The organism is Mucilaginibacter ginsenosidivorax (assembly GCF_007971525.1).
Lineage (GTDB): Bacteria > Bacteroidota > Bacteroidia > Sphingobacteriales > Sphingobacteriaceae > Mucilaginibacter > Mucilaginibacter ginsenosidivorax.
The window spans coordinates 475,717-500,987 of sequence record NZ_CP042437.1 but is presented as its reverse complement, the minus strand read 5'-3'; the positions used below and the strand labels follow the sequence as shown (position 1 = coordinate 500,987).

14 protein-coding genes are annotated in these 25,271 nt (G+C 42.4%); 13 read left to right on the top strand and 1 reads right to left on the bottom strand.

Annotated features, from left to right (window positions below):
• Positions 1-36 precede the first annotated feature (36 nt).
• From FSB76_RS02230 to FSB76_RS02195, 8 genes are all read left to right on the top strand, one after another.
• Positions 37-2,124, top strand: coding sequence for a beta-galactosidase (locus tag FSB76_RS02230; RefSeq protein ID WP_147051976.1), 2,088 nt, complete (start codon positions 37-39; stop codon positions 2,122-2,124).
• Between the two features lie 21 nt (positions 2,125-2,145).
• Positions 2,146-3,705: a GH39 family glycosyl hydrolase gene (locus FSB76_RS02225; RefSeq protein ID WP_147051975.1), complete on the top strand. Its 1,560-nt coding sequence runs from the start codon at positions 2,146-2,148 to the stop codon at positions 3,703-3,705.
• Positions 3,706-3,759: 54 nt separating this feature from the next.
• Positions 3,760-5,916 carry a glycoside hydrolase family 3 C-terminal domain-containing protein gene (locus tag FSB76_RS02220; RefSeq protein WP_225976393.1) on the top strand — a complete coding sequence of 719 codons (2,157 nt, stop codon included), beginning with the start codon at positions 3,760-3,762 and terminating at the stop codon, positions 5,914-5,916.
• A gap of 69 nt (positions 5,917-5,985) precedes the next feature.
• The gene (locus FSB76_RS02215) at positions 5,986-8,415 is read left to right on the top strand and encodes a glycoside hydrolase family 2 TIM barrel-domain containing protein (protein WP_147051973.1); all 2,430 of its coding nucleotides are present in this window, start codon (positions 5,986-5,988) and stop codon (positions 8,413-8,415) included.
• Positions 8,416-8,797: 382 nt separating this feature from the next.
• On the top strand, positions 8,798-9,478 hold the full coding sequence (locus FSB76_RS02210; protein WP_147051972.1) for a helix-turn-helix domain-containing protein: 681 nt from the start codon (positions 8,798-8,800) through the stop codon (positions 9,476-9,478).
• Positions 9,479-10,124: 646 nt separating this feature from the next.
• Positions 10,125-10,928 carry a hypothetical protein gene (locus FSB76_RS02205; protein WP_147051971.1) on the top strand — a complete coding sequence of 268 codons (804 nt, stop codon included), beginning with the start codon at positions 10,125-10,127 and terminating at the stop codon, positions 10,926-10,928.
• Positions 10,929-11,686: 758 nt separating this feature from the next.
• Complete coding sequence (locus FSB76_RS02200; RefSeq protein ID WP_147051970.1) at positions 11,687-12,217, top strand: hypothetical protein; 531 nt, start codon at positions 11,687-11,689, stop codon at positions 12,215-12,217.
• Between the two features lie 443 nt (positions 12,218-12,660).
• Positions 12,661-14,346, top strand: a complete 1,686-nt coding sequence (locus FSB76_RS02195) for a DUF262 domain-containing protein (protein WP_147051969.1) — start codon at positions 12,661-12,663, stop codon at positions 14,344-14,346.
• Between the two features lie 163 nt (positions 14,347-14,509).
• On the opposite strand, the gene FSB76_RS32920 is transcribed toward FSB76_RS02195, so the two are convergent.
• Positions 14,510-14,683 carry a GldM family protein gene (locus tag FSB76_RS32920; RefSeq protein WP_158642822.1) on the bottom strand — a complete coding sequence of 58 codons (174 nt, stop codon included), beginning with the start codon at positions 14,681-14,683 and terminating at the stop codon, positions 14,510-14,512.
• Between the two features lie 389 nt (positions 14,684-15,072).
• Here FSB76_RS32920 and FSB76_RS02185 point away from each other — a divergent pair, with 389 nt between their 5' ends.
• From FSB76_RS02185 to FSB76_RS02165, 5 genes are all read left to right on the top strand, one after another.
• Positions 15,073-18,441 carry an FtsX-like permease family protein gene (locus FSB76_RS02185; RefSeq protein ID WP_147051968.1) on the top strand — a complete coding sequence of 1,123 codons (3,369 nt, stop codon included), beginning with the start codon at positions 15,073-15,075 and terminating at the stop codon, positions 18,439-18,441.
• 237 nt (positions 18,442-18,678) lie between these two features.
• On the top strand, positions 18,679-20,103 hold the full coding sequence (locus FSB76_RS02180; protein WP_147051967.1) for an MATE family efflux transporter: 1,425 nt from the start codon (positions 18,679-18,681) through the stop codon (positions 20,101-20,103).
• Positions 20,104-20,259: 156 nt separating this feature from the next.
• Positions 20,260-21,363 (top strand): twin-arginine translocation signal domain-containing protein, encoded by a 1,104-nt coding sequence (locus FSB76_RS02175; RefSeq protein ID WP_225976391.1) that lies wholly within the window; start codon positions 20,260-20,262, stop codon positions 21,361-21,363.
• 283 nt (positions 21,364-21,646) lie between these two features.
• Positions 21,647-23,068, top strand: a complete 1,422-nt coding sequence (locus tag FSB76_RS02170) for an alpha-L-fucosidase (RefSeq protein WP_147051965.1) — start codon at positions 21,647-21,649, stop codon at positions 23,066-23,068.
• A 154-nt stretch (positions 23,069-23,222) separates the two neighbouring features.
• Positions 23,223-25,271 carry a BatA domain-containing protein gene (locus tag FSB76_RS02165; protein WP_147051964.1) on the top strand — a complete coding sequence of 683 codons (2,049 nt, stop codon included), beginning with the start codon at positions 23,223-23,225 and terminating at the stop codon, positions 25,269-25,271.

The window sequence follows — 25,271 nt, the reverse complement described above, 5'->3', positions numbered from 1 at the left end:
ACACGGTTGCTTCTATAAAAAGCCCTGGATTTTTAGATGAGAAAATTAATAACAGCAATAATATTAGGGATATTGATCCCCTCTGCTACTTTAAAAGGACAGGAAGCCAATCGGTTTTTCCCCGAAAAAGATCTGGTAACAACGGGTATCTATTATTACCCCGAACATTGGAGCGAAGCCCAATGGGAAAGGGATATAAAAAAGATATCTGACATGGGTTTTGAGTTTGTTCACCTGGCCGAATTTGCCTGGTTCAAAATGGAGCCCGGGGAAGGACGGTTTGATTTTACCTGGCTTGACAGGGTGGTTGGGCTTTGCACAAAGTATCACCTTAAAGTGTTGCTATGCACACCTTCTGCAACCACCCCAACATGGATGCGGATAAACTACCCCGAGACTTTTGTTATGGACGGCCATTATATCCGGGCGGAGAATGGTACGCGGGGCCTTGAATCAATGGTTAATCCGAAATTCCGTGGCTTTGTACAGAAGATAGTAGCAGAATTGGCAAAACGATACGGGCAGAACAGCAATGTGATGGGGTGGCAGATAGATAATGAACCTGGCGCGGTATCTGATTATAGTCCTTCATCGCAGGAAGCATTCAGAACCTGGCTGAAGAATAAATACAAAACCATCGATGCGTTAAATACTGCCTGGGGAGCCGCCTTCTGGAGCCAGTGGTTTAATAGTTTTGAACAGGTAATCATCCCGAATACCAACCTGGTAGGCTGGTGGGGCAATAATCCACATGCCTTACTGGATTTTAAGAGATATTCGGCAGATGCCCAGGCCGGATTCCTTGATTTTCAGGCTGACGTTTTGCGCAGTTACATTTCAAAGTCGCAGTTTGTTACCACCAACTATACCGCCGTTTGCACGGGTTCAGATCCTAACCGTACCACGAAACTTGATTTTGCAGCTTACACCGCTTATCCAAACGGTGGTAGCGATAATATTGGTGAATCGGGTTTCCGTTTAGGCAACAGCGATGTTGTTCTTTTTGCTTCAGAATATTACAAATCTGTGGGTGGTGTGTCGGGAGTTTTGGAAATTCAGCCTGGCCCTGTCAATTGGGGAAGCTACAATCCACTGCTTTTACCTGGTACCGTTAGGCTATGGTTGTACCACAGTTTTGCTGCGGGCGGGAAGGTCGCCTGTTCGTACCGCTTTCGGCAGATCTTATATGGTGCCGAACAATATCATGCCGGTGTGATACAAACGGATGGGGTAACACCTTCACAAGGCGGTAAAGACTATATGCAGTTCATGAAAGAAATAACAGAACTGCGGAAGCAGTTTACGCCGGGTGCGAAGATGCCGGCAAAGCTGGCCGCGCGGTCGACAGCGCTTCTGTGGAACGTGGAAAATTATTGGAGCATTGACAGGCAAAAACAGACCGGGCAATGGAATACATGGGATTATCCTATAAAATTTCTCAAAACTGCAAGATCGCTGGGGGCACCTGTTGATGTCATTCAGGAAACGGCGGACTTGTGGAAGTATAAGTGTGTAATCGTTCCCGCTTATGAAATGATTGATTCTGCATTGGTGAAAAAATGGAATGATTATGTAACAAAAGGCGGCCACCTGGTTATTACCTGCCGTACCGCTACCAAAGATCGCAGGGGCCATTTTTGGGAAGGGGAGACCGCTATGCCAATTTCAAACCTGATTGGCGCCCATATAAGCCAAACCGATATGCTTTCATCATACGGCAAAGGCGATATATTGATGGGGGCTAATCATTATCCATGGCATAGCTGGGCCGATTTGCTTGTGCCGAATGATACTGCGGGGGTATTGGCCACCTATAATAACCAGTTTTATAAAGGAAAAGCTGCTGTTGTAAAACACCGGATAGGCAAGGGCTACGTAACCTATATCGGCGTAGATACCGATGATTCCAAATTAGAAAAAGACTTGTTGAGACAAATTTATAAAGATGCCGGCGCTACAACGGAAGATTATCCCCCCGGTGTTTTTGTTTATTGGCGCGATGGCTTTTATACGGCATTAAATTACTCATCAGAAAATTACACGGTAAATCTGCCGGATAATGCAAAAGTTTTAATTGGCGAAAAGACACTAAAACCATCGGGTGTGCTTGTGTGGACAGAATAATTTATTAAGCATAAAAAACAGATGAAAAAAATAATTTGGGTATTGGTGGTTTCGCAATTCGCTTTTTTGGCCAGTGTAAAAGGGCAAAGAGCGATCAACGTTGATTTAAACAAAACATCAGGTAAGCTTAATACCATGTTTAACACTTGCGTAGGCGCAGGCCGGGCAAATGAAGGGCTGCGTGCCGACTGGCAGCAACAACTGGAATATGTAAGAAAACAATGTGGTTTCCGGTATATCCGGATGCACGGACTGCTTACCGATGATATGGCGGTATATACCGAAGACGCGAAAGGTAAACCTCAGTATAATTACATGTATGTAGATGCCCTGTTTGATTTTCTGCATAAAATTGGGATGAAACCTTTTGTCGAGCTGGGCTTTATGCCCAATGCGCTGGCAAGCGGAAACCAGACAATTTTCTGGTGGCGCGGCAATGTTACCCCTCCAAAAGACTACAACAAATGGCAGGCACTTATTACCAACCTTGTGCAGCATTTTACAGAACGGTATGGTGCGGAGGAAGTAAAGTCCTGGTATTTTGAAGTATGGAATGAGCCTAATTTATCGCCCGGATTCTGGACAGGGACACAGGACGACTATTTCAAATTGTACGATTATTCTGTAAAAGCGGTTAAAAGTGTAAACCCCGGATATAAAGTAGGCGGCCCAGGCACTGCAGGCGCGGCCTGGGTTCCCGAAATGATCAGTCATTGCAGCAAAAACAATGTGCCGATTGACTTCGTCAGTACCCACTCTTATGGTGTAAAACAAGGCTTTTTGGATGAGTATGGCAATTCGGGTACGGTATTGAGTAAAGATTCGCTTGCCGTGAGTGGCGATGTGTTGAATTCCCGTAAACAAATTACCCAATCAGCGAAACCCGGCCTGGAACTGCATTATACAGAATGGAGTTCATCCTACACCCCGGCAGATCCTTTGCACGATAGTTATCATGAAGCCGCCTATATCCTGGAAAAATTAAAACAGGTTGGCCATGCGGCCAACTCCATGTCGTACTGGGTTTTTACCGATGTGTTTGAGGAACCCGGCCCGCGGTATACGCCTTTTCACGGAGGTTTTGGTTTACTCAACATCCAGGGCATAAACAAGCCTGCTTTTTATTCTTATCAATTTATGAATAAGCTTGGAAGAACGGAATTAGCGAATAACGACACCCGTTCATGGGTTTGCAAAAACGATAAAGGGGATATCCAGGCCTTATTGTGGGATTATACCTATACGTTGCCTGATTCGGTTAATAATCAGGCCTATTATATAAAAGATTTGCCAGCCAAACCTAAAGGCAAAGTAAAAATAAACCTGTCGCATGTGCCTGCCGGAAAATATACCATGGAAATATATAAAGTAGGGTATAGGGTGAACGATGCCTATACCCGCTATGTGGATATGGGCAGGCCCGGACAGTTAAACCGGCAACAGGTTGAAAAGTTAAAAGAAGAAAATGGCTCTCCTGTTGCAAAACAGGAAATTGTAGTAAAACCCAATGCAGTATATTCCCAGGAGCTTGATATCCGGGAAAATGATGTGATACTGGTAAACCTGATTAAAAAATCTTAACACATGAATATATTAATACCAAAGTTGAAAACAATAAAGATAATATGCAGCTGTATGCTTTTTTTTATACTGCTGATAGCAGGGTTGGCACAGGCGCAGCAAAGTTTGAATAATAGTAAACAAGAAGAAAAAATCCGTTCACTGATTAGCCGGATGACATTGCAGGAAAAAGTGAGCCTTTTGCACGCGAATTCCAAGTTTTATGTATCCGGGATAAAGAGGTTAGGTATCCCTGAATTGGCGCTAAGTGATGGACCACATGGTGTGCGTGCAGAAATTAACAGGCACGACTGGGGTTATTCGGGCTGGACCACCGATTCGGCAACCTGCTTCCCTCCAGGAACAGCCCTTGCTGCAACCTGGAATCCTGAACTGGCCTCAAAACAAGGGCTGGTATTAGGCGAAGAAGCCCGTTTCCGAAAAAAAGATGTGCTGTTGGGACCTGGCATCAACATTATCCGTTCGCCACTTGGTGGCCGGAACTTTGAATACATGAGCGAAGACCCTTTTCTTATTTCGAGAATGGCAGTTGCTTACATTAAAGCCCTGCAGTCAAAAGATGTTGCGGTGAGTGTAAAACACTGGGTAGCCAACAACCAGGAAACGCATCGCGATTCTGTTGATGTACAGGTAAGCGAAAGAGCTTTCCGTGAAATTTATTTACCGGGTTTTAAAGCTGCTGTAACCGAAGGCGGCGCTTATACCGTAATGGCTGCTTACAACAAATTCAGGGGGGACTGGTGTTCGGAAAACGAATATTTGAACAGGCAAATTCTTCGGAAAGAATTTGGGTTTAAAGGCGTTTTAATGACCGATTGGGCTGCGGCGCATACTACGGTAAAGGCTGCATTAAGCGGGCTTGATTTGGAAATGGGCACCGACATAAAAGATTACAACGAATGGTATTTTGCCAATCCGTTAATAAAAGCCGTAGAAGAAGGAAAAGTACCGGTATCGGTAGTTGATGAAAAAGTAGCGAACGTGCTGCGCGTAATGTTCAAAACCAGGATGTTTGATGAAGCTAACCGCGAAAAGGGAAAAATGAATACACCGAAGCATCAAAAGGCAGCATACAATTCTGCAGCCGAAGCTGCTGTATTACTTCAAAACAAAGGCAACATTCTTCCTGTCAATTTCAACAAAATAAAATCGGTTGCTATCATTGGTGATAACGCTACCCGTAAACATTGCGGCGCGGGGCTTAGCTCCGAAATAAAAGCGTTATATGAAATAACGCCTTTAGAGGCCATCAAGCAAAAGTTTGGCGCCAGTGTAAAAATAAATTTTGCCCAGGGATATGAAAAACAATCTACATTCAAAGAGGGCAGCAACCGCGGCCAGGGAAATTCAGATCATGTTGATTGGAAACTGATTCAGGAGGCTGTAAAAGTTGCCCGGGAATCAGATGTAGTTATCATTTTCGGAGGTTTAAACCACGACTTTGATACGGAATCTTTTGACAAACAAAATATGGATTTGCCTTACGGACAGGAAGTTTTGATGCAGGAAGTAACAAAAGCAAATCCAAACACCGTTGTAGTAATAGTTGCGGGATCTCCTGTAAAATTAGCGGGGATTGTTAACCGGGTACCTGCTATTTTATGGTCGTGGTATGGCGGCATGGAAGCCGGCAACGCAGTGGCCGATATCTTAAGCGGTAAAGTGAACCCATCCGGCAAATTGCCTTTTACACTTCCCGTTGCGCTTGACCAGTCGCCGGCCCATGCTTTAGGTAATTTTCCGGGGAAAGATTTGACAGTAAATTATGAGGAAGATATTTTGGTGGGATATCGCTGGTTTGATACTAAGAAAATACAGCCCCAGTTTCCTTTTGGATATGGGCTTTCTTATACCGGTTTTGTACTTAATGATTTTTCGACAGACAAGAAGATCTATGAAAAGAATGATGTTATCCATGCAAAATTAGCGATTAAAAATACAGGTAGCCGTTACGGTGCCGAGGTTGTGCAATTGTATGTAAGCGATCCTGTTAGTTCGGTTTTGCGCCCTGAAAAAGAATTAAAGGCTTTTGAAAAAGTTTTTCTGCAGCCAGGCGAAACGAAAACAGTTAAACTGGATGTAAAGGTTAGTGATTTAGCTTTTTATGACGAAGAAACAAAATCATGGAAAGTTGAAGCCGGTGAATTTGTTCTTCAGTTAGGTAACTCATCGCGTAATATTTCAAAAACAGTAAAAATATCCGTTAAGTAAGCTCATTTCAAAAGGTGCTGAAGTTTCGAAAGTATAAACAGTTAAAAGAAAGATTACCTGAAAATCACTATGAAGTTGCATACATACCATGTTAAAGCAATAGTTATAGCCCTGCTGTTTTTATCCGGCAACATTGCGAGCCATGCTCAAAATTCCGAAAAAACAGGGCGAAAACAATTATTTGATTACAACTGGAAGTTTTTTCAGGGAGATACAGCATCGGCAAAATCAAGAGATTTTAACGATATGGGTTGGCGGAGCCTTGATTTACCGCACGATTGGAGTATTGAAGGTAAAATAAGTCTTAAAAACCCAACCGGGGGAGGCGGTGGATATTTCCCGGCAGGTATTGGCTGGTACCGGAAAACCTTCAAAGTTCCTGTTGAATGGAAAGGCAAAAAAGTTTCCATCTACTTTGAAGGAGTTTATATGAATTCTGAAGTTTTTATTAATGGAAAATCACTTGGGATTTACCCTTATGGCTATTCATCCTTTAGTTATGACCTTTCACCTTATTTAGATTTTAATAACGAAAATGTAATAGCGGTGCGGGTAGACAATTCGCAACAATTAAACAGCAGGTGGTATAGTGGTTCGGGCATTTATCGCCACGTTTGGATGAATGTTACCGATGCTGTGCATATAGCCAATTGGGGAGTTGCCATTACTACCCCTGATGTGTCTCCCCAAAAAGCAACCGTCCAGATTAAAACATTGGTAAAAAACGAAAGTGGTTTGCCTCAAAGTATTATTTTGAGCACATGGTTAACGGATGCAAATTCTAAAAATGCAGGAAATAATCAAATAAAGGTTGAACTGGCTGCCAATAGTGAGAAAGAAGTTGCCCAAACTATCATGGTAGCAAACCCGCAACAATGGACGCCGGAGACACCCCGTTTATATGATGCTCAAATAAGTATCATCCGAAATAAGAATGTAATTGACAAAACGGAAACGAGTTTTGGCATCCGTTCTATCAAATTTACACCCGAAAATGGATTTCAGCTTAATGGCAAAACAGTAAAGCTTGATGGCGGGTGTGTGCATCATGATAATGGTTGCCTGGGTGCTGCTGCTTTTGATCGTGCAGAGGAGCGTAAGGTTGAGTTACTTAAAGCAGCCGGATTTAACGCAGTAAGAACTTCTCATAATCCCCCGTCTGAAGCATTTTTAAATGCTTGCGACAGGTTAGGCCTATTGGTTATTGATGAATCGTTTGACTGCTGGAGAATAGGCAAAAACAAGCAGGATTATGCACAATATTTTGGCCAATGGTGGAAACTCGACTTAGATGCCATGGTTTTGCGAGATCGTAATCACCCTTCAATTGTCATGTGGAGCATTGGTAACGAGATAGTGGAGAGGGGTAGTCCCGACGCTGTAAAAACAGCCAAAATGCTTGCAGATGCCATAAAAAAGATAGATACCGTTCGCCCGGTTACATCGGCCATTGTGGAAAATGGTAAGGACTGGGCAACACTTGATTCCCTTATGGCGGCTCATGATGTTGGTGGTTATAATTATCATTTGTGGAATGCGCCTGCCGATCATAAGCGTGTGCCTTCACGAATGATCGTTCAAACGGAATCGTACCCTAAAGATGCTTTTGCAAACTGGAAGCTGGTAAAAAACAACAATTATGTTCTTGGGGATTTTGTTTGGACAGCTATGGATTATCTTGGAGAATCGGGGATAGGCCGCTGGTATTATTCGGGCGACGTGCCCGGCGAACACTGGGAACATGATTTTTTCCCCTGGCATGGCGCCTACTGTGGTGATATTGATTTGATCGGGTGGAGAAAACCGATTTCGCATTACCGTAACCTGTTATATAACAATACCGAAAAACTCTACATGGCCGTTCGTGAGCCCGAACCGGATCCTTTAGAAATTAAAACAACCTGGTGGGCTGTATGGCCGACCTGGGAAAGCTGGACCTGGCCGGAATATGAAGGAAAGGCCGTTAAAGTAGAAGTTTATTCAAAATATCCCAGGGTACGTCTTTACCTCAACGACAAACTCATTGGCGAAAAGCCAACGACAGAAGAACAGGAACATAAAGCTGAATTTACAGTCCCTTATTCGCCTGGCCGGCTTAAAGCAATAGGTGTGGATAAGGATAAGGAAATTGAATCAACCGTTTTGCAAACCTCCGGGGATGCTGCCAAAATCAAACTGACTGCTGACCGGAAAGAGATAACGGCTAACGGGCAGGACTTGTCTTATGTTACCATAGAGATTACCGACAAGGATGGTATACTTGAGCCCAACGCGGCAAGTCGCCTGCTTTTCAAAATTGACGGCCCCGGAACAATTGCCGGCGTTGCTAATGCGGATATGAAAGATACGGACTCCTATGTTGGAAATACACGAAAAGCCTGGCACGGACGCGCGTTAATTATAATTAAAAGCACTCATAATTCAGGCGATATTAAATTGACGGTTACTTCCCCCGATCTATCAGAGGCTGTTGTAAATATTAAAACGCTTGGGAATTAGTACTTGTGAACAGCACATAAGAATCAATAAATTTAAGGAAGCGTCTCAAGACCATAGTTTTTTCGAATCCCTCCGGCTCCACTAACTAAAACGCCGGCCTCTGACAAGGGGTGGGCGTTTTACATTAATATTCATAATGACCTACCTAACCTCTTGCTAAATTGGGTTCGGCCTTTTGGCATGGCACCGCGCACTACAGGCAATAATTTTAGCAGTCTTAACCCATAACATGGTTAACATAACTTAACATAATTTCAAAATATTTTTTACAACTAATTGATTATTAATTAGTTGTAAAAAATCATGGTTAACATGTGTTTGTGCTAAAAATATTAGTATTTATCGATAATTTTTACTAACTTGCTATTTAAAATTAAAGAACATGACGAACGAAAAAACAAGGCCCTCCGTATCGCTTAGGGCATCGAACGACAAAATTAATGGGCTCCTGGCCAGGGAAAGGATCACGGCGGCAGATGTTGGCGACCTTAATCAGCAGGAGCAACGGCTGTTGGAGAACAAGCTTACCGAAATCCTGGAGCGATCAAAAGGGGAGGAGCGGGACCGGTTTTTGGCAAAAATAGATCCCATTATGCATGTAAATACAAAAAGCGACATTTGGGAACGCAACCACATGACGATAAGCAACGCCATTGAAAATTTTATGCGCCAGCATGCCGTTATGCCCACTAAAAACGACATAGCCCAGGAAACCGGCCTGAGCCGCCAAACCGTTGCCAAACATTTTAAAGAATATAAAACGCAGCCAGAATTTGCCGCAGAAATGGAGCAGTTTAAATTTATGAGCCATAAAATATTGGCCAACGTATTTAAGCAAGCCAGTAACGGCGATATGAAGGCCGCCAAACTCTATTTTGATATGGTAGGCGCCATCGATAAACAGCCGGCCGCCACCGTTGTTACCGCTCAAAACAACTATATTCAGATAAACAACACCATCCTGAGCCAGGAAAATTTGAAAAGCCTAAGCCCTGCCCAATTACAGCTGATAGAAAATATCGTTACCAATAAAGCCGCCGAAGTGCCCTTGCTGGGCGTTTAGTTATATTACCAGTAGCTTGCGCTGTTTTGTCCTCTCAGGGATCATCTTGAAAAGGTACCCTGAGGCTCCTTGCTAAGTATGCATCATACACATCTTGACCTGCATGGCACCGTCAGGGTACTCCTGTGGAGAGACTCTAACGGGATGAAAATAATGAAATGAAAAACTTCGATGTTGGACATTCGACATTCGGTGTTCGATATTATTTTTCATTTCTGCTGCTATTAAGTTAAGCGTTTTCGACCCCCGTAGGGGTATACCATTTGTAGAGAGAATAGAAAAATAATGCGCCGTGCCGTAAGTACGGAACTTATGAAGCGTACATACGGCACGCAAATTTTTAAATTTAAATTTGCTACAAATATTTTGCTCCGATGGAGCAGCCTGTCAATCCCTTAGTCCGCACATTGTTAGAATTTTCTCCACCGCGTAGCGAAATACCGCCGAAAAAAAGTTTTTGGAGACAACTCCAACAACGGCGAAGTTGTCATAAGGTTTAAGGATTTATTTTTTGAAATAACAACAATGTTTATTCAAATATCTTTATATTAGGGTGTTATGCAATTTAAACACTAATTAAATAGTTTGTTTTATTTTAAAGTATTTGTTTTAGTTAATACGTTAATTTTTAAACCTTGAATCTATCATGAGTGAACCAACGCTACCGGAAAACGGGTCCGACGATCCGGTTCCAGATAATATTCTACCGCCAAGCCCAAAACCAGAGAAAGAAGAATTTCGCTCGTTCAGGGTTGACTGGCATTCGACAAGCCGCAAAGTAATCATCTTATGTAAAATTGGCATCTACTGCTTTATTTTTTTAATGGCTGCCAGTTGGACGTATAACAACGTGCCAATGCCGTATGGGCTATTTCTTTCGGGAATTGAACTTTTAATTGCGGTGGCTGCATCTTTCACAACGATACGATTGGGTACCAACAAGCCCTGGAAACCCTACGCTAACAAAGGGTTGTTAAGTGAAAGTGCTCAGGTTAAATTATTGCTCTCCAACATCGTTATGGATATGAAACAGTTTGACCAGACGGGGAATTACTACTTCACGGGTGTGCGTTTTTATAAATACACTACAGCAATCTTATCCGGTATTTCAACTGTCCTTTTGGGCTTAAACGTCAAAACGCTGAATAAAGATTGGGCAGAAATTTATCCTGAACTTTCGAAGAATATTGCTTTTGTGATCGGTGCCATCATTACAGTGTGGACAAGTTTAATGAGTTACTGGAATATTGAAAAATATTGGCAGCAAAGTAAAGCTGTCGTATATAAGCTTGCCGCACTTAAAAAGGAAATCGAGAATTTGGATAAGGCCGGTAAACTTCCCGACGAAGTTATACAACAAAAATATGAAGCCTACGTAACGATAATCGAAGAATATAATAAGTACAGGCAAGGCGGAAATGATAATCGGCAAGGTGCACCTGCTCCCTGACCAATCATAAAAGGCGCGATCATTTTAAAGGTTATGCTCCTCAGGACCTCCCCTGAAAAAGGGACCCTGAGGCCGCTTGCTAAGTATACACCATGCATATTTCGACCTGCATGGCACCGTCAGGGTTCTCCTTTGGAGAGACCCTAACGGGACGAAAATTTTTAAGGTATCCCTTTCTTCATCGCAGGTTTCCCTTATTCGGGCGCCTGGCCTTCCTTTTATTTGAAATTTAAGGATTCAGGCGGAAAAATTCTGTATTTATTGTATTGATAGAATAGTTTTTATGGATTATTGTGGTAAATGATACCCAATTTTGGCGTGGCGTTGTGTGGTGCCATGGCCGATTTGTGCTTGCTATGTGATATTTTACAAGAGTCACAAGTGAGCCAACTCGCGGGCAACCGCGCAACAGTGCGCCAAAGTGGGGTTTGACAGAAGATTGTGCCGGCAATGAAATTATCTTCCGGGTTTCACACAGGTAATCCACTCGCAGGCAACCTCACAACACTCATCTAACGTGGAGTTTAATTAATTATGCAGGTAACATAATTAATATGGCCTAAGCCCGCCGATAGAAGCGGGGTCGGGCTCATACACTTATACTGCACAAGCCATAGGCGCGGGCCGGTATTCGCTGCTATCCCTTACGCGGAGATAAAAAAGGACAAATCTTATACACTATAACTATGCGTTCATTTCATAATACGCTGTTATTTGCCTATCTTAAGAGCTTTCACACAATTTAATAATTATCACAAATGATTGAAGTCAAAGATTATATAACAATTGCAGGTATTGCAGTTTCTGTAATATTTAGTTTTTGTTCGTTGATAGTCGGACTAAAGAACGCGAAGAAAACATTATTTATAAATTCAGTAACTGCCTCGCGTATTAAATGGATGGATACCGTCAGAACAAGTATCTCCGAATATTGTGGGTTAATTCTGCATGTCGGGTTAACTGACATAGATGATGAAAAAGAAGAACGTTTAATTATTGAGAAGATAGACAGGCTTAGATTTTCAATAAAATTGCAACTTAATCGGTTTGATAGCTTTGACCGTAAAATTATAGAGAAAGTAGACCACCTGTCAATAATAATTGAGGACGAAGATTTAGAAGACGAAGTTCTCGAGTCCGAATTAAATCAGCTTGTAATTCTTACTCAGGATATTCTTAAATTAGAGTGGGAAGGCATTAAGCAGGAGGTTAGGAAAGGGAATTTAGCAAAACGAGAAAAATTAGCGCTTTATTACAAACACCATCTACCTAACGCTCATAATGATTAATTATGAGTACCCCCGCCGATAGAAGCGGGATCGGGCTATATGCTTATACTGTACAAGGCGTTATGGGCGGGCCGATATTCGCTGCTATCTAAGAAACCACTATGGTGTCAATAATTTAATATCCAGTATAACACAAATGACAAAAATATTCGTCTACATGTTTTCTTTCATCCAAGTCGTAACCTCTTTAGTAAGATTATAACTTCCCCATCCCGATGAGCTTATATCTATTTAGCTTCTGGTCGGTGTTATCACCGCACCGGCCGAAGCTTGTATTTTACATTTGCTTTAGTTGGGCGTCGGTAAGGCCAACTGGAAGTGTTGCAGTGATAACACCGACCACAGGCTAAATGGAGTGGTGCGGTAAAAGCATCGAGCACAGGCTGAAAGGTTCTAAATTATTTCATAGAAAGTTGTATATTACAACCATCAACAAAAACCTTATGCAGCTTCCAGAACCACAATCTAAGCAATACTCTTCATTGTTAAACGAAATAGAAAGCGGACAAGTAAAGATTCCACAATTCCAGCGCGAATTTGTTTGGGATATGAGCAAATCAGCAGATTTAATTGATAGCATAATTAAAGGTTATCCTATTGGAACGTTTATCTTTTGGCGAACTAATGAAAGGCTTCGAGCAGTTAGAGACTTAGGTAACTTTAGACTTCCGGAACCTCGTCAGGGAGAGTTTGTCAATTATGTATTAGATGGTCAACAAAGGATGACTAGCTTGTTTGCAAGTTTAAAAGGGTTGAAAATAGCTCGAGAAAGTGGGAAGATTGATGATTACTCTGAAATGTACGTCGATTTGGATGCGCAGGATGACCAACAAATTGTAATAGTAGATATTTCCGGTAAAAATGCAGAATCAATTATCCGCGTAACTGATCTTTTGACGGGCAGTTTTACAATGCTAGCTGCTTTTGACGCTAAGTATCATAAGAAATTGCAACATTTTCAGAATATAATCCAGTCTTATAACTTTTCGATTATATTATTAAAAGATGCAGCTATCGATGTTGCTACAGAAGTGTTTACAAGAATTAATGTGGGAGGGAAATCGCTCACACTATTTGAAATCATGATAGCAAAGACATATGACGCTTCAAGAGATTTCGATTTGTCAGAGAAATATAAACAGTTGATACGGGAATTAATACCTCATAATTATGAAACGATATCTGATACAACAGTTTTACAAACAATCTCTATGATTCTTGAGAGTGATTGCACTCGAAAGCAAATACTTAAGCTTGATAAGCAACGCTTTATCAACGAATGGGAATCGACCATATCGGCAATTAAAAGCGCTGTGGAATATTTTAAGTTTACATATGGAATACCTGTGTCAAAATTATTACCATATAATGCGCTTATAGTACCTTACTCCTATTTTTTTTATCATCATAAGGATGTTCCTACTGGAGACAAACAAAAGTATTTACAGGATTTTTTTTGGCGATGTGCATTATCCGGCCGGTATTCGTCAGGTGTTGAAGGTAAATTAGCACAGGATATCAAACGTATTGATTTAATAATAAGTACGAGGCTCCCTCAATATGAATGGGCAGTAGATGTAAGTCCGGAATTTATCAAAAATCATGGTTGGTTTAGTGCTGGTAGAAGCTTTATTAAGGCCATACTTTGCTTATATGCTTACAAGCAGCCGAAATCTTTTAATACTAATGCAATTGTTAACATCAGCAATTATTGGTTGAAACAAGCCAACAGCCGAAATTATCATCATTTCTTTCCAAAAGCATATCTCAATAAAAACCTAAAATGGGAAAACAAGGGTTTCTGGATAAATCACATTTTAAACATAACGATAGTAGACGATTTTCTTAACAAAAGGGAGATTACCGCAAAAGCACCTTCCAAATATATGTCACTTTTTAGGAAAAAGAATTTATCGCTCGACGAAACGATGAAGTCTCATTTGATCAATAATTTGGAAACTTTTGGTATTTGGGATGATGACTATGAGTCCTTCATTAATGAAAGAGCCAAAGCAGTAAGCAAAGAGTTAAAGATGAGAGTAATAGAGACTGAGATAGACAGGAACTTAGAGGCAAAGTTAGAAGATTATTATGAGGAAGAAGTTACCGATGAGCTTATAATTGAATAATATTATTCTGAAATATCCAAAAGAAATATTCATTTTGGATATTTTAGCAAGAGACCATTAAAAGATTCTATGTACTATTATTGGAGGTCAAGTGTATCAATTAGCTATAAAGGAAATATAATCTAAACCTCTTAATGTGCGATCGGGACCAACGGCACGAAGATTAGTAAAAAAAAAGCTTATCACCTATTTTTAAGTTACTTATAGCTGATTTCATTTGAGGCGACAATTGATTTCCTTCTGTATTAAATGCCCGTTTATCTGCTTTGGACATTATCAGAAGGGTAAAACCAGTAATCGTAAATTTAGCATCAAAGATAGAATTAGGTATATTCACAAATATCCTGTCCTAAGCCTTTATGTTTGCAATACTAAGACTGCCTTCAGATTTTCCTGCAAAAGTAACCTCAGGTTCCTTAATTCGGGTCACCCGGTAAGTACTTTTATAAATTTCTTTCTTTTTCCCATTCAGCTTCTGGTCGGTATTATCACCGCACCAGCCAAAGCTTTTGTTTTACATTATGCTTTGGTTGCAAAATACCGGGCTTCCGTAAGGCCAACTGGAACTCGTGCGGTGATAACGTCGATCACAGGCTAAACAAGGGACGATCAAAACATATTTATCATCACATAATTCCCATTTATCAATATATTGTACATTTGAAATAACCCCCGGGCAATTTGAATCCTGATATATTCCATATTAATCTATACCATGTGGCAGCCATGGCAACCCTGTTTTCGGGGTTCACACTTGCGCTGCTTTTAGCATTTGCAAAAAGGGAAGGGCAGGCGGCCAACCTGTTGTTAAGTGCCGCTTTAACTGTAATTGTACTGAAGACCGGCGGGCTTTCCCCAATCTTATTACCGGCGCTGGGGCCGCTGTTGTATTTTTATGTGCGGCGAATGACGTTGCCAAACCTGCAATTTGCCCGAAAGGATATACTGCATTTTTGCCCTTTGCTGGTTACGTATTGGATGCCGGGCTGGCTGGTGCTCATATCGGTTGTCATTTATATATACCTGTCGCACCGGTTGATACAACATTTTTATAACCGCTTGCAGCCGGTACTCATGGATAGGCCGCGCTTTGCTTTCCGCCGGTTGGATCAAGCCCTGTACTTGCTTGGGTTGCTTTGTTTGTTATGGCTTTTTAATGATGCCTGGAGTTTTGCCGTTGCTTTTGTGCTTATTGGCGTGGCGGCCGAAGTGGTGCTAAAATTGGATAGCAGCATGCAACCGGCTACAGCGGTAACTGATAGGTATGATGCAAAGGAAAAAAGCCGCAGGGTGAAGGAAGCCGTAGCCGCAAACCGTTTTTACGAGGATGCCGAACTGACCTTAACCACCCTGGCAGCAAAGCTGCATATCCACCCGCACGATTTATCGCGAATTATTAATGTGGGGATGGAAAAGAATTTCAACGACTTTATTAATGAGTTCAGGGTTCGTGAAACTGCGCGGAAAATGCGCGACCCTGCCAATGGGCATCTCACGCTGCTGGGAATTGCCTACGAGTCGGGGTTTAATTCCCAGCGGACGTTCAACCGCGTTTTTAAAGAGATGACCGGCAAAACCCCGGCAGAATATAAAAACGGCCTGAAAAAAGAGTTGCCAAATGATAAGTTGGCCATCTCATCACACTTACCACCGGTAATATTGCGTCCAGGAAGCCCGCCAAATTGGGCTGCTGTAAAATTAAACCGCAATTACATGATTAGGAACTATTTAAAAATCGCCTGGCGCAATCTTATCAACAATAAAATATTATCGCTTATTAATATAGGCGGCCTTGCGGTGGGCATGGCGGTGGTAATGCTGATTAGTTTGTGGATTTTGGATGAAGTATCATTTGATAAGTATCACAATAATTACCGCCATATAGCCCAGGTAATGCAAAATGTGAACATTAATGGCGAAGTGAAAACCTCGTTCCATCAACCGTACCCCCTGGCGGCCGAGCTCCGCAAAAATTATGGCAGCGATTTTAAATCAGTAGCCATGTCGACACTCCCGAGAGATTATATCCTGGCTTTAAGCGATAAAAAGCTGAACGAGCAAGGCACCTTTATGGAAGCCGGCGGGCCGGACCTGTTTACATTAAATATGCTCAAAGGCAGGCGCGATGCCATAAAGGATCCATCATCGATATTAATATCCGCGTCGACGGCAAAGGCATTTTTCGGGAATGAGGATCCCATGGCTAAGGTGTTAAAGCTAAATAACCTGGACAACCTGAAAGTAGCCGGTGTATACGCAGATCTGCCCGAAAGCACCACGCTTGCCGGTTTGGCTTTTATTGGCTGCTGGGACCGCTATGCCACAAATTATAGATTAAGCGGAATGAGAGAGCCGTGGGGGCCCGGTATTGTTAATTTATATGTTCAATTGGCTGATAATGCCGACATCGGGAAAGTGTCTTTAAAAATAAGAGATGAAATGCTGCGGCATTTGAAACCGCTTTCGGCTAAAACAAAACCGGCGCTGTTTTTGCAGCCGATGAGTAAATGGCATTTGTACCGCGAGTTTAAGGACGGAAAAAATACCGGCGGCCAAATACAATATGTGCGGCTTTTTGGTATTGTAGGTGTGTTTGTACTACTGCTGGCCTGTATTAACTTTATGAACTTAAGTACTGCCCGATCTGAGAAACGCGCGCGCGAGGTAGGTATCCGCAAGGCAATTGGTTCGTCCCGCAGCCAGTTGATACAACAGTTTTACGGTGAATCGGTGCTTTGCGTATTACTGGCATTTTTAGCCGCCTTACTACTGGCAAGATTAAATCTCCCGGCCTTCAACCAGCTGGCCGCTAAACAAATAATTATTCCATGGAACAGTCCGGCGTTTTGGCTCGCCGGTATTGGTCTTAGTTTGGTTACTGCCATTATCACCGGCAGCTACCCGGCGCTCTACCTGTCGTCATTTAAGCCAGTAAAGGTATTGAAGGGCGCGTTCCGGGTTGGGCGGCTGGCTTCAGCACCTCGTAAAGTACTGGTGGTACTTCAGTTTACAGTTTCTATTGTACTCATCATCGGTACCATCGTAGTTATCCGGCAGATACTTTTTGCCAAAGACCGCCCTATAGGCTACAACCAGGACAGGTTGGTTGCCATACCCATCCGGACTATTGAGCTTCACCAACACTTTGATGCGATAAAAGAGGTACTTGCAAGTAATGGGACAATAACTGAAATGGCCGAAGCCGATGCGCCGCCAAATAAAGTTGCCGGTACTACCAACGGAGTGGGTTGGCCTGGGCAAGACCCTAAACTGGATATCAATTTCGGCCAGGAGGATATTTCATACGATTATGGCAAAACCATTGGTTGGGAATTTAGCGCAGGCCGCGATTTCTCACGGTCATTCCTTTCAGATTCATCAGCGGTGATCATTAACCAGGCGGCAGCTGATTTTATGTTGATGAAAAAACCTACAGAAAACCACCTGACTTTTTTTGGCCAACAGTTTAAGATCGTAGGGGTAACTAAAGATATCATTAACCGGTCGCCTTATGAACAGGTACAACCTATGGTTTATTTTCTGGCAAAATGGCCCGGAGGCTGTTTATTGCTAAAGATAAACCCCAAAATGAGCGCAGGTAAAGCCATTAGCAACATAGCTTCGGTGTTAAAAACCGAGAACCCCCAACAGCCATTTGAGTATCACTTTGTTGACCAGGAATACGCCAAAGAATTTGGTAATGAAGAACGTATAAGTAAGCTGGCTACCGTTTTCGCCGGCCTGGCTATATTTATCAGTTGTCTCGGCCTGTTTGGCATGGCATCATTCATGGCCGAGCAGCGTGTTAAGGAAATAGGTATACGTAAGGTGCTTGGCGCTTCTGTATTCTCCCTATGGCAATTGCTATCGAAAGACTTTGCCATACTGGTGTTTATTTCAATAATTATAGCCTCGCCTGTAGCTTATTGTTTTATGCATAACTGGCTGCGCAATTACCAGTATCATACCGATGTTGCCTGGTGGATATTTATCGTTACAGCTATTGGCGCTATATCAATCACATTAATTACAATAAGCTTCCAATCTATAAAATCTGCATTGGCAAACCCGATAAAAAGTTTAAAGACAGAATGAGGCTTCATTCAACTTTACATCTCTCAGGCCCCAATAAATCACTTACCGTAAGTTGAACGTATGTTTGGCTTGCGTTTTTTTTGTGATGAAGTTCTCAATCCATAGAGTTTCGTCCAACTAACATCTTAAGCTAAAATTGATTCTTAATCACAACTTGCGTAAGCAAAGGTTTCATTATATTTGCTATCCAGGGTCTCAGATAAAACGCCGCTCCCTAAAAAACACAAGCTTATATTTATGTCACAATCATTTACTGCAAAGGGTAAGGTATCTTCGTTTTTCTCGGTCTTAAAACAAGCAATAAAGGGTCAGGAGGTTGATTTAACATCCATCAGCATAAAAAGGGCAATTGTTTTATTGGCTATTCCCATGATGCTGGAAATGGCCATGGAATCTGTTTTTGCGCTGGTCGACCTTTATTTTGTGGGCCATTTAAAAAACAGCAGTCATGCAATTCAAACAGTGGGTTTAACCGAATCTGTTTTAACCGTAATATATTCGCTGGCCATAGGTTTAAGTATGGCTGCAACAGCTGTTGTTGCCCGCCGCATTGGCGAAAAAAATCCTGAGGCCGCGTCAAAAGCAGGTATGCAAACCATTATAATAGCTATGCTTATTAACCTGGGTATAAGTATTTTCGGCTTTTTACATGCGCGCGGCCTGCTTTTGATTATGGGCGCTTCGGCAGAAACTGCAGATCATGGTACTCCATTCGTCCGCATCATGATGGGGGGCAGCATCATCATTGTGCTGCTGTTTTTAATCAATGGCATTTTTAGGGGCGCCGGCAACGCCGCCATCGCCATGCGTAGTTTGTGGATTGCCAATATCGCAAACATTATTTTATGCCCAATTTTTATCAGGGGCCTTGGGCCAATCCCGGCCTTTGGCTTAACGGGCGCAGCCATAGCCACCAGCATTGGCCGTGGTTTGGGCGTAACCTACCAGGTTTATAATTTATTTAATGGCAAAAATGCTTTAAAAATTCGCCTAAGCTATTTTATACCCGAATGGCAGCAAATTAAAGCAATTATTAAAATTGCTGCTCCGGGCATTTTACAATTTGTAATAGCCAGTTGCAGCTGGATATTTTTGGCACAATTGGTTGCAACAACAGGAGGCGACCACGGCTCTGCAGGCTATCAAACTTCGCTACGGTTAATGATGTTCTTCTTACTGCCTGCCTGGGGGTTAAGCAATGCTGCGGCAACGTTGGTTGGGCAAAATTTAGGAGCCGGGCACCTTGAACGCGCCGAACAATCGGTATTTCAAACGATCAAATACACGGTGGTATTTTTAGGTATAGTAAGCATCTTGTTTTTAACCTGCGGCCATTTATTTGCTTCTTTTTTTACCGACGATGAGGCTGTAAAAAAAGTGGCTACCCGTTCATTACAAATTTTGAGCGGCGGCTTTATTATTTATGGAATAGGCATGGTGTTAACCAGCGCGTTTAATGGTGCCGGCGACACCTGGACGCCTACTAAAATTAACGTTTTTACATTTTGGTTATTCCAAATACCTTTTGCTTATCTATTGGCTAAGTATTTTGCAATGGGGCCAACCGGAGTTTTTATATCTATCCCTGTGGCCGAAATTGGATTGACAATAGCCGCTTACCTATTATTTAAGCGCGGAAAATGGAAGAAAACCATGGTGTAGTGCGGCTGCACTGAAAGTATCTTTCATTTGTATATACAAATACAAAAATAAATCTGATATTAGAATCTGTTTTAACCAATTAAACAGCCGTTGAAAGGTAGCCGCGTTTCGCGACTGTCTTGATACCTGATACTAATTACTTGATACTATTAAATCATGGAAAGAAGAGATTTTATAAAAAACACCGCTGTGGCTTCGGCATTGGTGGCCGCCGCGCCGGTAAATAGTTTTGCCATTTTACATAAGGACGTTAAACCCGACGATCAAATTATAGGACAGGGTGGCTATACTTACAAAGCCGATAAAGGCTGGGCCAAAATTAGCGTAAACAGCCACCCATTAGCCAATTGCCACGAAATGGTTCAGGATAGTAAAGGCCGGTTAATTATGCTGGGCGATCATACTCAGAACAACATCCTGATTTTTGATAAATCGGGCAAATTGCTTGACTATTGGGGTACCGCTTTGCCGGGCGGCCATGGGCTAACCATCAGCAAGGAAGGCGGCGAAGATTTTCTGCTGCTTACCGATTGCGGCTGGGCGGTTGATAAAACAGGAAACTCGTACGGTCAATCGGGGCAGGTGTTAAAAACCACGGTTGATGGCAGGCTGATATTTGCTATCGGGCACCCACGCACCATTGGTGTTTATAAAGACAATGAGCCTTTTAAACCAACGGAAACGGCCGTAGCGCCTAACGGCGATATTTATGTGGCCGATGGTTATGGGTCTGATTATATTATTCATTACGATAGTAAAGGGCAATATATTCGTCATTTTGGCGGGCATAACAACACCAATAAAGAGCATAACCTGGTGAATGCACATGGTATCACGGTTGATACCCGCGACAAGAATAACCCAACGTTAGTTTGTACCTCCCGCGAGGAAAACTGCTTTAAGATATTTACAATGGATGGTAAATTCATAAAACGCATTGATATGCCAGGTATGTATGTTTGCCGGGCAGTGATTGATGACCAAAATATTTACGCGGGTGTTTGTTGGAGCAAAGATACCGGCGGTAACAGGTTTGATTACTCGGGCTTTGTAACCATATTGGATAAAGATAATAAAGTGATCTCAAATCCTGGCGGTTCCGCACCCGTGTACAGGAGCGGTGTTTTACAGCCTACTTTACAAGCGCCAGGCAGCATTTTTCAGCACGGGCATGATGTGTGTGTTGATGAGGATAAAAATGTTTACGTATGCCAGTGGAATGCTTATCATACAGCTCCGGTGAAATTAACCAGGGTATAGAGCAATGCTTTTAAGTTAAAAGAAAGAGAAGTGAAATAATATCGAACACTGAATTTCGAATCTCCAACACCGAAATTTTTCCTTCATTATTCGAAATTGGATATTCGGTGTTCGATATTAAATCTACCTTAGTTCCTTAACTTAAACTACATAGCATTGGATATAGGGTGGGCAGTTGTTAATATAGTTGAATAATATGCCAATATGAATTTATTTTTTGTTGGCCGTTTTTAACAAACTTAGCTGTTTACAAAAACCTTAATTAATAAACATTTTATCTGCTATGATTAATATTACTATCAAAACAAAACTGTTGCTGGTTTTTTGTTGTACGCTTATTTTAAGTGTAACCAACGTAAACGCCCAGGGTATTTCAAAAACGCAGCAACCATTGTCGGTATTGCAGCAAAAATTCGTCGACCTGCGCTTTGGCATGTTCATTCACTTTAATATCCCCACTTACGAAAATGCCGACTGGCCTGATCCTGAAACACCTGCATCGGAGTTTAACCCCAAAAAGCTGGATTGTGTGCAGTGGGCAAAGGCAGCAAAATCGGCCAATATGAGCTATGGTTGCTTAACCACCAAACACCACAGCGGCTTTTGCATCTGGGATACCAAAAGCACCGATTACAATGTAATGAACAGCCCTTTAAAACGGGATGTTGTTAAAGAGTATGTTAAAGCTTTCCGCGACCAGGGTTTAAAAGTAATGTTGTATTACTCTATTTTAGATACGCACCACAAACTGCGCCCCAACATGATCCAGCCAAGGCATATCGAGATGATTAAAAAACAGATCACCGAATTGCTTACTAACTATGGCCCGATAGAAGCCCTGATTATAGATGGCTGGGATGCACCATGGTCAAGAATTTCTTATGACGATGTTCCTTTCCAGGAGATTTATCAATTGGTTAAATCGTTACAGCCAAACTGCCTGATGATGGATTTAAACGGCGCCAAATACCCCGGCGATGGTTTATATTACACCGATATTAAAACCTATGAAATGGGTGCCGGCCAGCGTTTATCAAAAGAAACCAATAAAATGCCGGCTTTGGCGTGCCTGCCTATCCAGGCTAACTGGTTTTGGAAAACAGATTTCCCAACAACGCCAATCCGCGATGTAAATAAGTTTGTGAACGAAACTTTGATTCCGCTTAATAATGCCAGCTGTAATTTTATACTGAACGTAGCGCCAAATACCGATGGATTGATGGACGATAACGCGCTTGCCGGATTAAAACAAATAGGGCAACTATGGAAAAATGAAGGGCCGGTAGGTAAATTAGGCGAAACAGGCCCGCCCATTGTATCGCATAACCTGGCTAAGCATGCACCGGCCAATTCAAGCTGGAGCGATGACTCCGAAATTATGGATTTTGCTAATGACGATGATTTTAGCACTGTGTGGCAGTCAAACCCAAGGGTGAAAAACCCATGGTACGAGGTTACTTTGAAACCGGGTCAGGCTTTTAACACCATAGTGGTATTTGAACGCAAACCCAATATTAAAAAATACAAGCTGGAATACCTTGACGGCGCCACCTGGAAAACTTTATTTGAAGGCGAAAACCTCAGCCGCGTTAAAGTAAACCGCTTTGCCCAGGTAAAAGGCGACAAAGTGCGTATGTCTATCCAAACTTATGATGAGGCACCAAGCATAGCCGAGTTCCAGGTTTATAATGAACCGAAGCTATAGGCAGATGTGCAGATTTCAGATTACAGATGTGCAGATTGAGGGATAACTTCTATATTATTGTGGGTACTCATTAGGCTTTACCTAATGGGCACCCGCAACGACATGAAAAGAATAATCTGCATATTTGCACATCTGAAATCTGTAATCCCAAAAAATGCACTTCATCTACCCGGCTTTTTTATTTGCATTGCTAACGTTAGCCATCCCGGTAATTATTCACCTGTTCAACTTTCGTAAGTTTCAGAAGGTTAATTTTAGCAATGTTCAGTTTTTAAAGGAGATCCAGGAGCAGCAGTCGTCCCGCCGAAATTTGAGGGAGCGCTTAATATTGGCATCAAGGCTAATCGCATTAACATTTTTGGTTTTAGCATTTGCAAGGCCATTTATCCCTGGCCAAAATTCAGGCGTTGCGGGCAGGCAAAACGTAGTAAGTATTTTTGTAGATAATTCATACTCCATGCAAACCCTTAACCGCGAGGGTTCATTGCTGGATGATGCCAGGCAAAAAGCTAAAGAAATAGCGTCGGCATATAATATAAATGATCGCTTTCAGCTGCTTACACAAGATTTTGAGGGCAAGCATCAGCGCTTGCTCAGCCGCGATGAGTTTAATGATGCGGTAGACCAGGTAAAGATTAGCGCACAAAGCCGTAACTTACAGCAAATAGTAAGCAGGCAACAAAGTTTACTGTTAAGCCAGCCGGGCGCTGCAAAATTTGCTTATATTATATCCGATCTGCAAAAAAACATGGCCGCTAAGCCGCTGAAAACGGATAGCGGCGTTGCGTATAGCTTTATTCAACTGAAAGCTGGAAATCTGCCCAACGTAGCAGTTGATTCTGTTTGGCTGCTCAGTGCTGTTCATCGCCCTGGCGAAAGTGAAAAGCTGGTAGTGCGGCTGCATAACTATGCCGACGAAAATGCCGAAAAAATCCCGTTAAAAGTTTTAATTAACGGCGCACAAAAGGCTTTAGGCAGCTATACTGTGGCTGCACGGTCGGCACAAAACGACACCTTGTCGTTTATGGGTTTGCAGGCGGGCTGGCAGCAGGGTGAGGTGCAATTACAGGATAACCCCATCACTTTTGATAACAGGTTTTATTTTAGTTTTAACGTGGCACAACAAATGCCTGTTTTGCTTATTGATGCGGGAACACCAAACCTGTACCTGAAAGCTGTTTTTGCAGCCGATCCTTTTTTTAAAACCGTCCATGTACCGGATGGCAATGTGGATTACGCTGCGTTGAGCGCTTATCCCATAATTGCTATAAGCGACGTTAAAACGATATCTACCGGGTTGGCGCAGCAGCTAAAAACTTACGTTTCAAAAGGAGGTACCCTGGTAGTTTTCCCCTCAGCCAATGCCGATCTGGCTAATTACCGGTCATTCCTGCAGGGGATGAACGCCGCCTACCCGGAAAAACTAATTACCGAGACAAACAAGGTATCCGGCATTGACAGACAAAGCCCTGTATTTAAGGGGGTATTCGAAAGCTTTCCTCAAAATCCCGATTTGCCTGTTGCAAAAAAATATTTCCAATTAAGTGCTGCCCATAGTGTTGCCGATAACCTGATGACGCTAACCGGCGGCCCAACTTTTTGGGCCGGATATAACAGTGGCAGGGGCAAGGTGTATGTAGCTGCAGTTCCGTTAGATGAGGAATTTAGCAATCTGCCACGCCATGCGCTTTTTGTACCCGTATTGTTCAGGATTGCTTTGCTGAGCGGTCATGACCTGCCCTTATTTTACACTTTGGGGCAGGATGAAACTTTAGAAATTCCACCGGTGCAAATTGCCGAGAAACAATTGTTTAAATTGAGCAGGGGCGACCAAAGCACAATACCCGATGTCAGGCAGCAGGAGGGGAGCACATTGCTGTACATATCGGATCAATTGCATGAGCCCGGAATTTACACTTTGAAAAAGCAGGATAGCACACTGGCTACACTGGCTTTTAATGATAACAGGAGCGAATCGGATATGAGTTATCTTGACGCTGCGGCATTAAAACAAATTATGCCAAAGTCAAGCGCCTTTATTACAGGAGGTAACGCATCTTTAAAAGGTATTGTTGCCGAAGCAAATTTAGGCACGCAATTATGGAAACTTTGTATAATTTTGGCATTGATTTTTCTGGCTGCCGAAATTGCGCTCATCAGGTATTTTAAACCCGGTGTTCCGGTGGTAAAGCAACCGGTTTAA

Bases quoted from the DNA above. Each gene is read 5' to 3' on its own strand.
- FSB76_RS02230 (WP_147051976.1), top strand. From the start codon at position 37: ATGAGAAAATTAATAACAGCAATAATATTAGGGATATTGATCCCCTCT.
- FSB76_RS02225 (WP_147051975.1), top strand. From the start codon at position 2,146: ATGAAAAAAATAATTTGGGTATTGGTGGTTTCGCAATTCGCTTTTTTG.
- FSB76_RS02220 (WP_225976393.1), top strand. From the start codon at position 3,760: ATGCTTTTTTTTATACTGCTGATAGCAGGGTTGGCACAGGCGCAGCAA.
- FSB76_RS02215 (WP_147051973.1), top strand. From the start codon at position 5,986: ATGAAGTTGCATACATACCATGTTAAAGCAATAGTTATAGCCCTGCTG.
- FSB76_RS02210 (WP_147051972.1), top strand. From the start codon at position 8,798: ATGACGAACGAAAAAACAAGGCCCTCCGTATCGCTTAGGGCATCGAAC.
- FSB76_RS02205 (WP_147051971.1), top strand. From the start codon at position 10,125: ATGAGTGAACCAACGCTACCGGAAAACGGGTCCGACGATCCGGTTCCA.
- FSB76_RS02200 (WP_147051970.1), top strand. From the start codon at position 11,687: ATGATTGAAGTCAAAGATTATATAACAATTGCAGGTATTGCAGTTTCT.
- FSB76_RS02195 (WP_147051969.1), top strand. From the start codon at position 12,661: ATGCAGCTTCCAGAACCACAATCTAAGCAATACTCTTCATTGTTAAAC.
- FSB76_RS02185 (WP_147051968.1), top strand. From the start codon at position 15,073: ATGGCAACCCTGTTTTCGGGGTTCACACTTGCGCTGCTTTTAGCATTT.
- FSB76_RS02180 (WP_147051967.1), top strand. From the start codon at position 18,679: ATGTCACAATCATTTACTGCAAAGGGTAAGGTATCTTCGTTTTTCTCG.
- FSB76_RS02175 (WP_225976391.1), top strand. From the start codon at position 20,260: ATGGAAAGAAGAGATTTTATAAAAAACACCGCTGTGGCTTCGGCATTG.
- FSB76_RS02170 (WP_147051965.1), top strand. From the start codon at position 21,647: ATGATTAATATTACTATCAAAACAAAACTGTTGCTGGTTTTTTGTTGT.
- FSB76_RS02165 (WP_147051964.1), top strand. From the start codon at position 23,223: ATGCACTTCATCTACCCGGCTTTTTTATTTGCATTGCTAACGTTAGCC.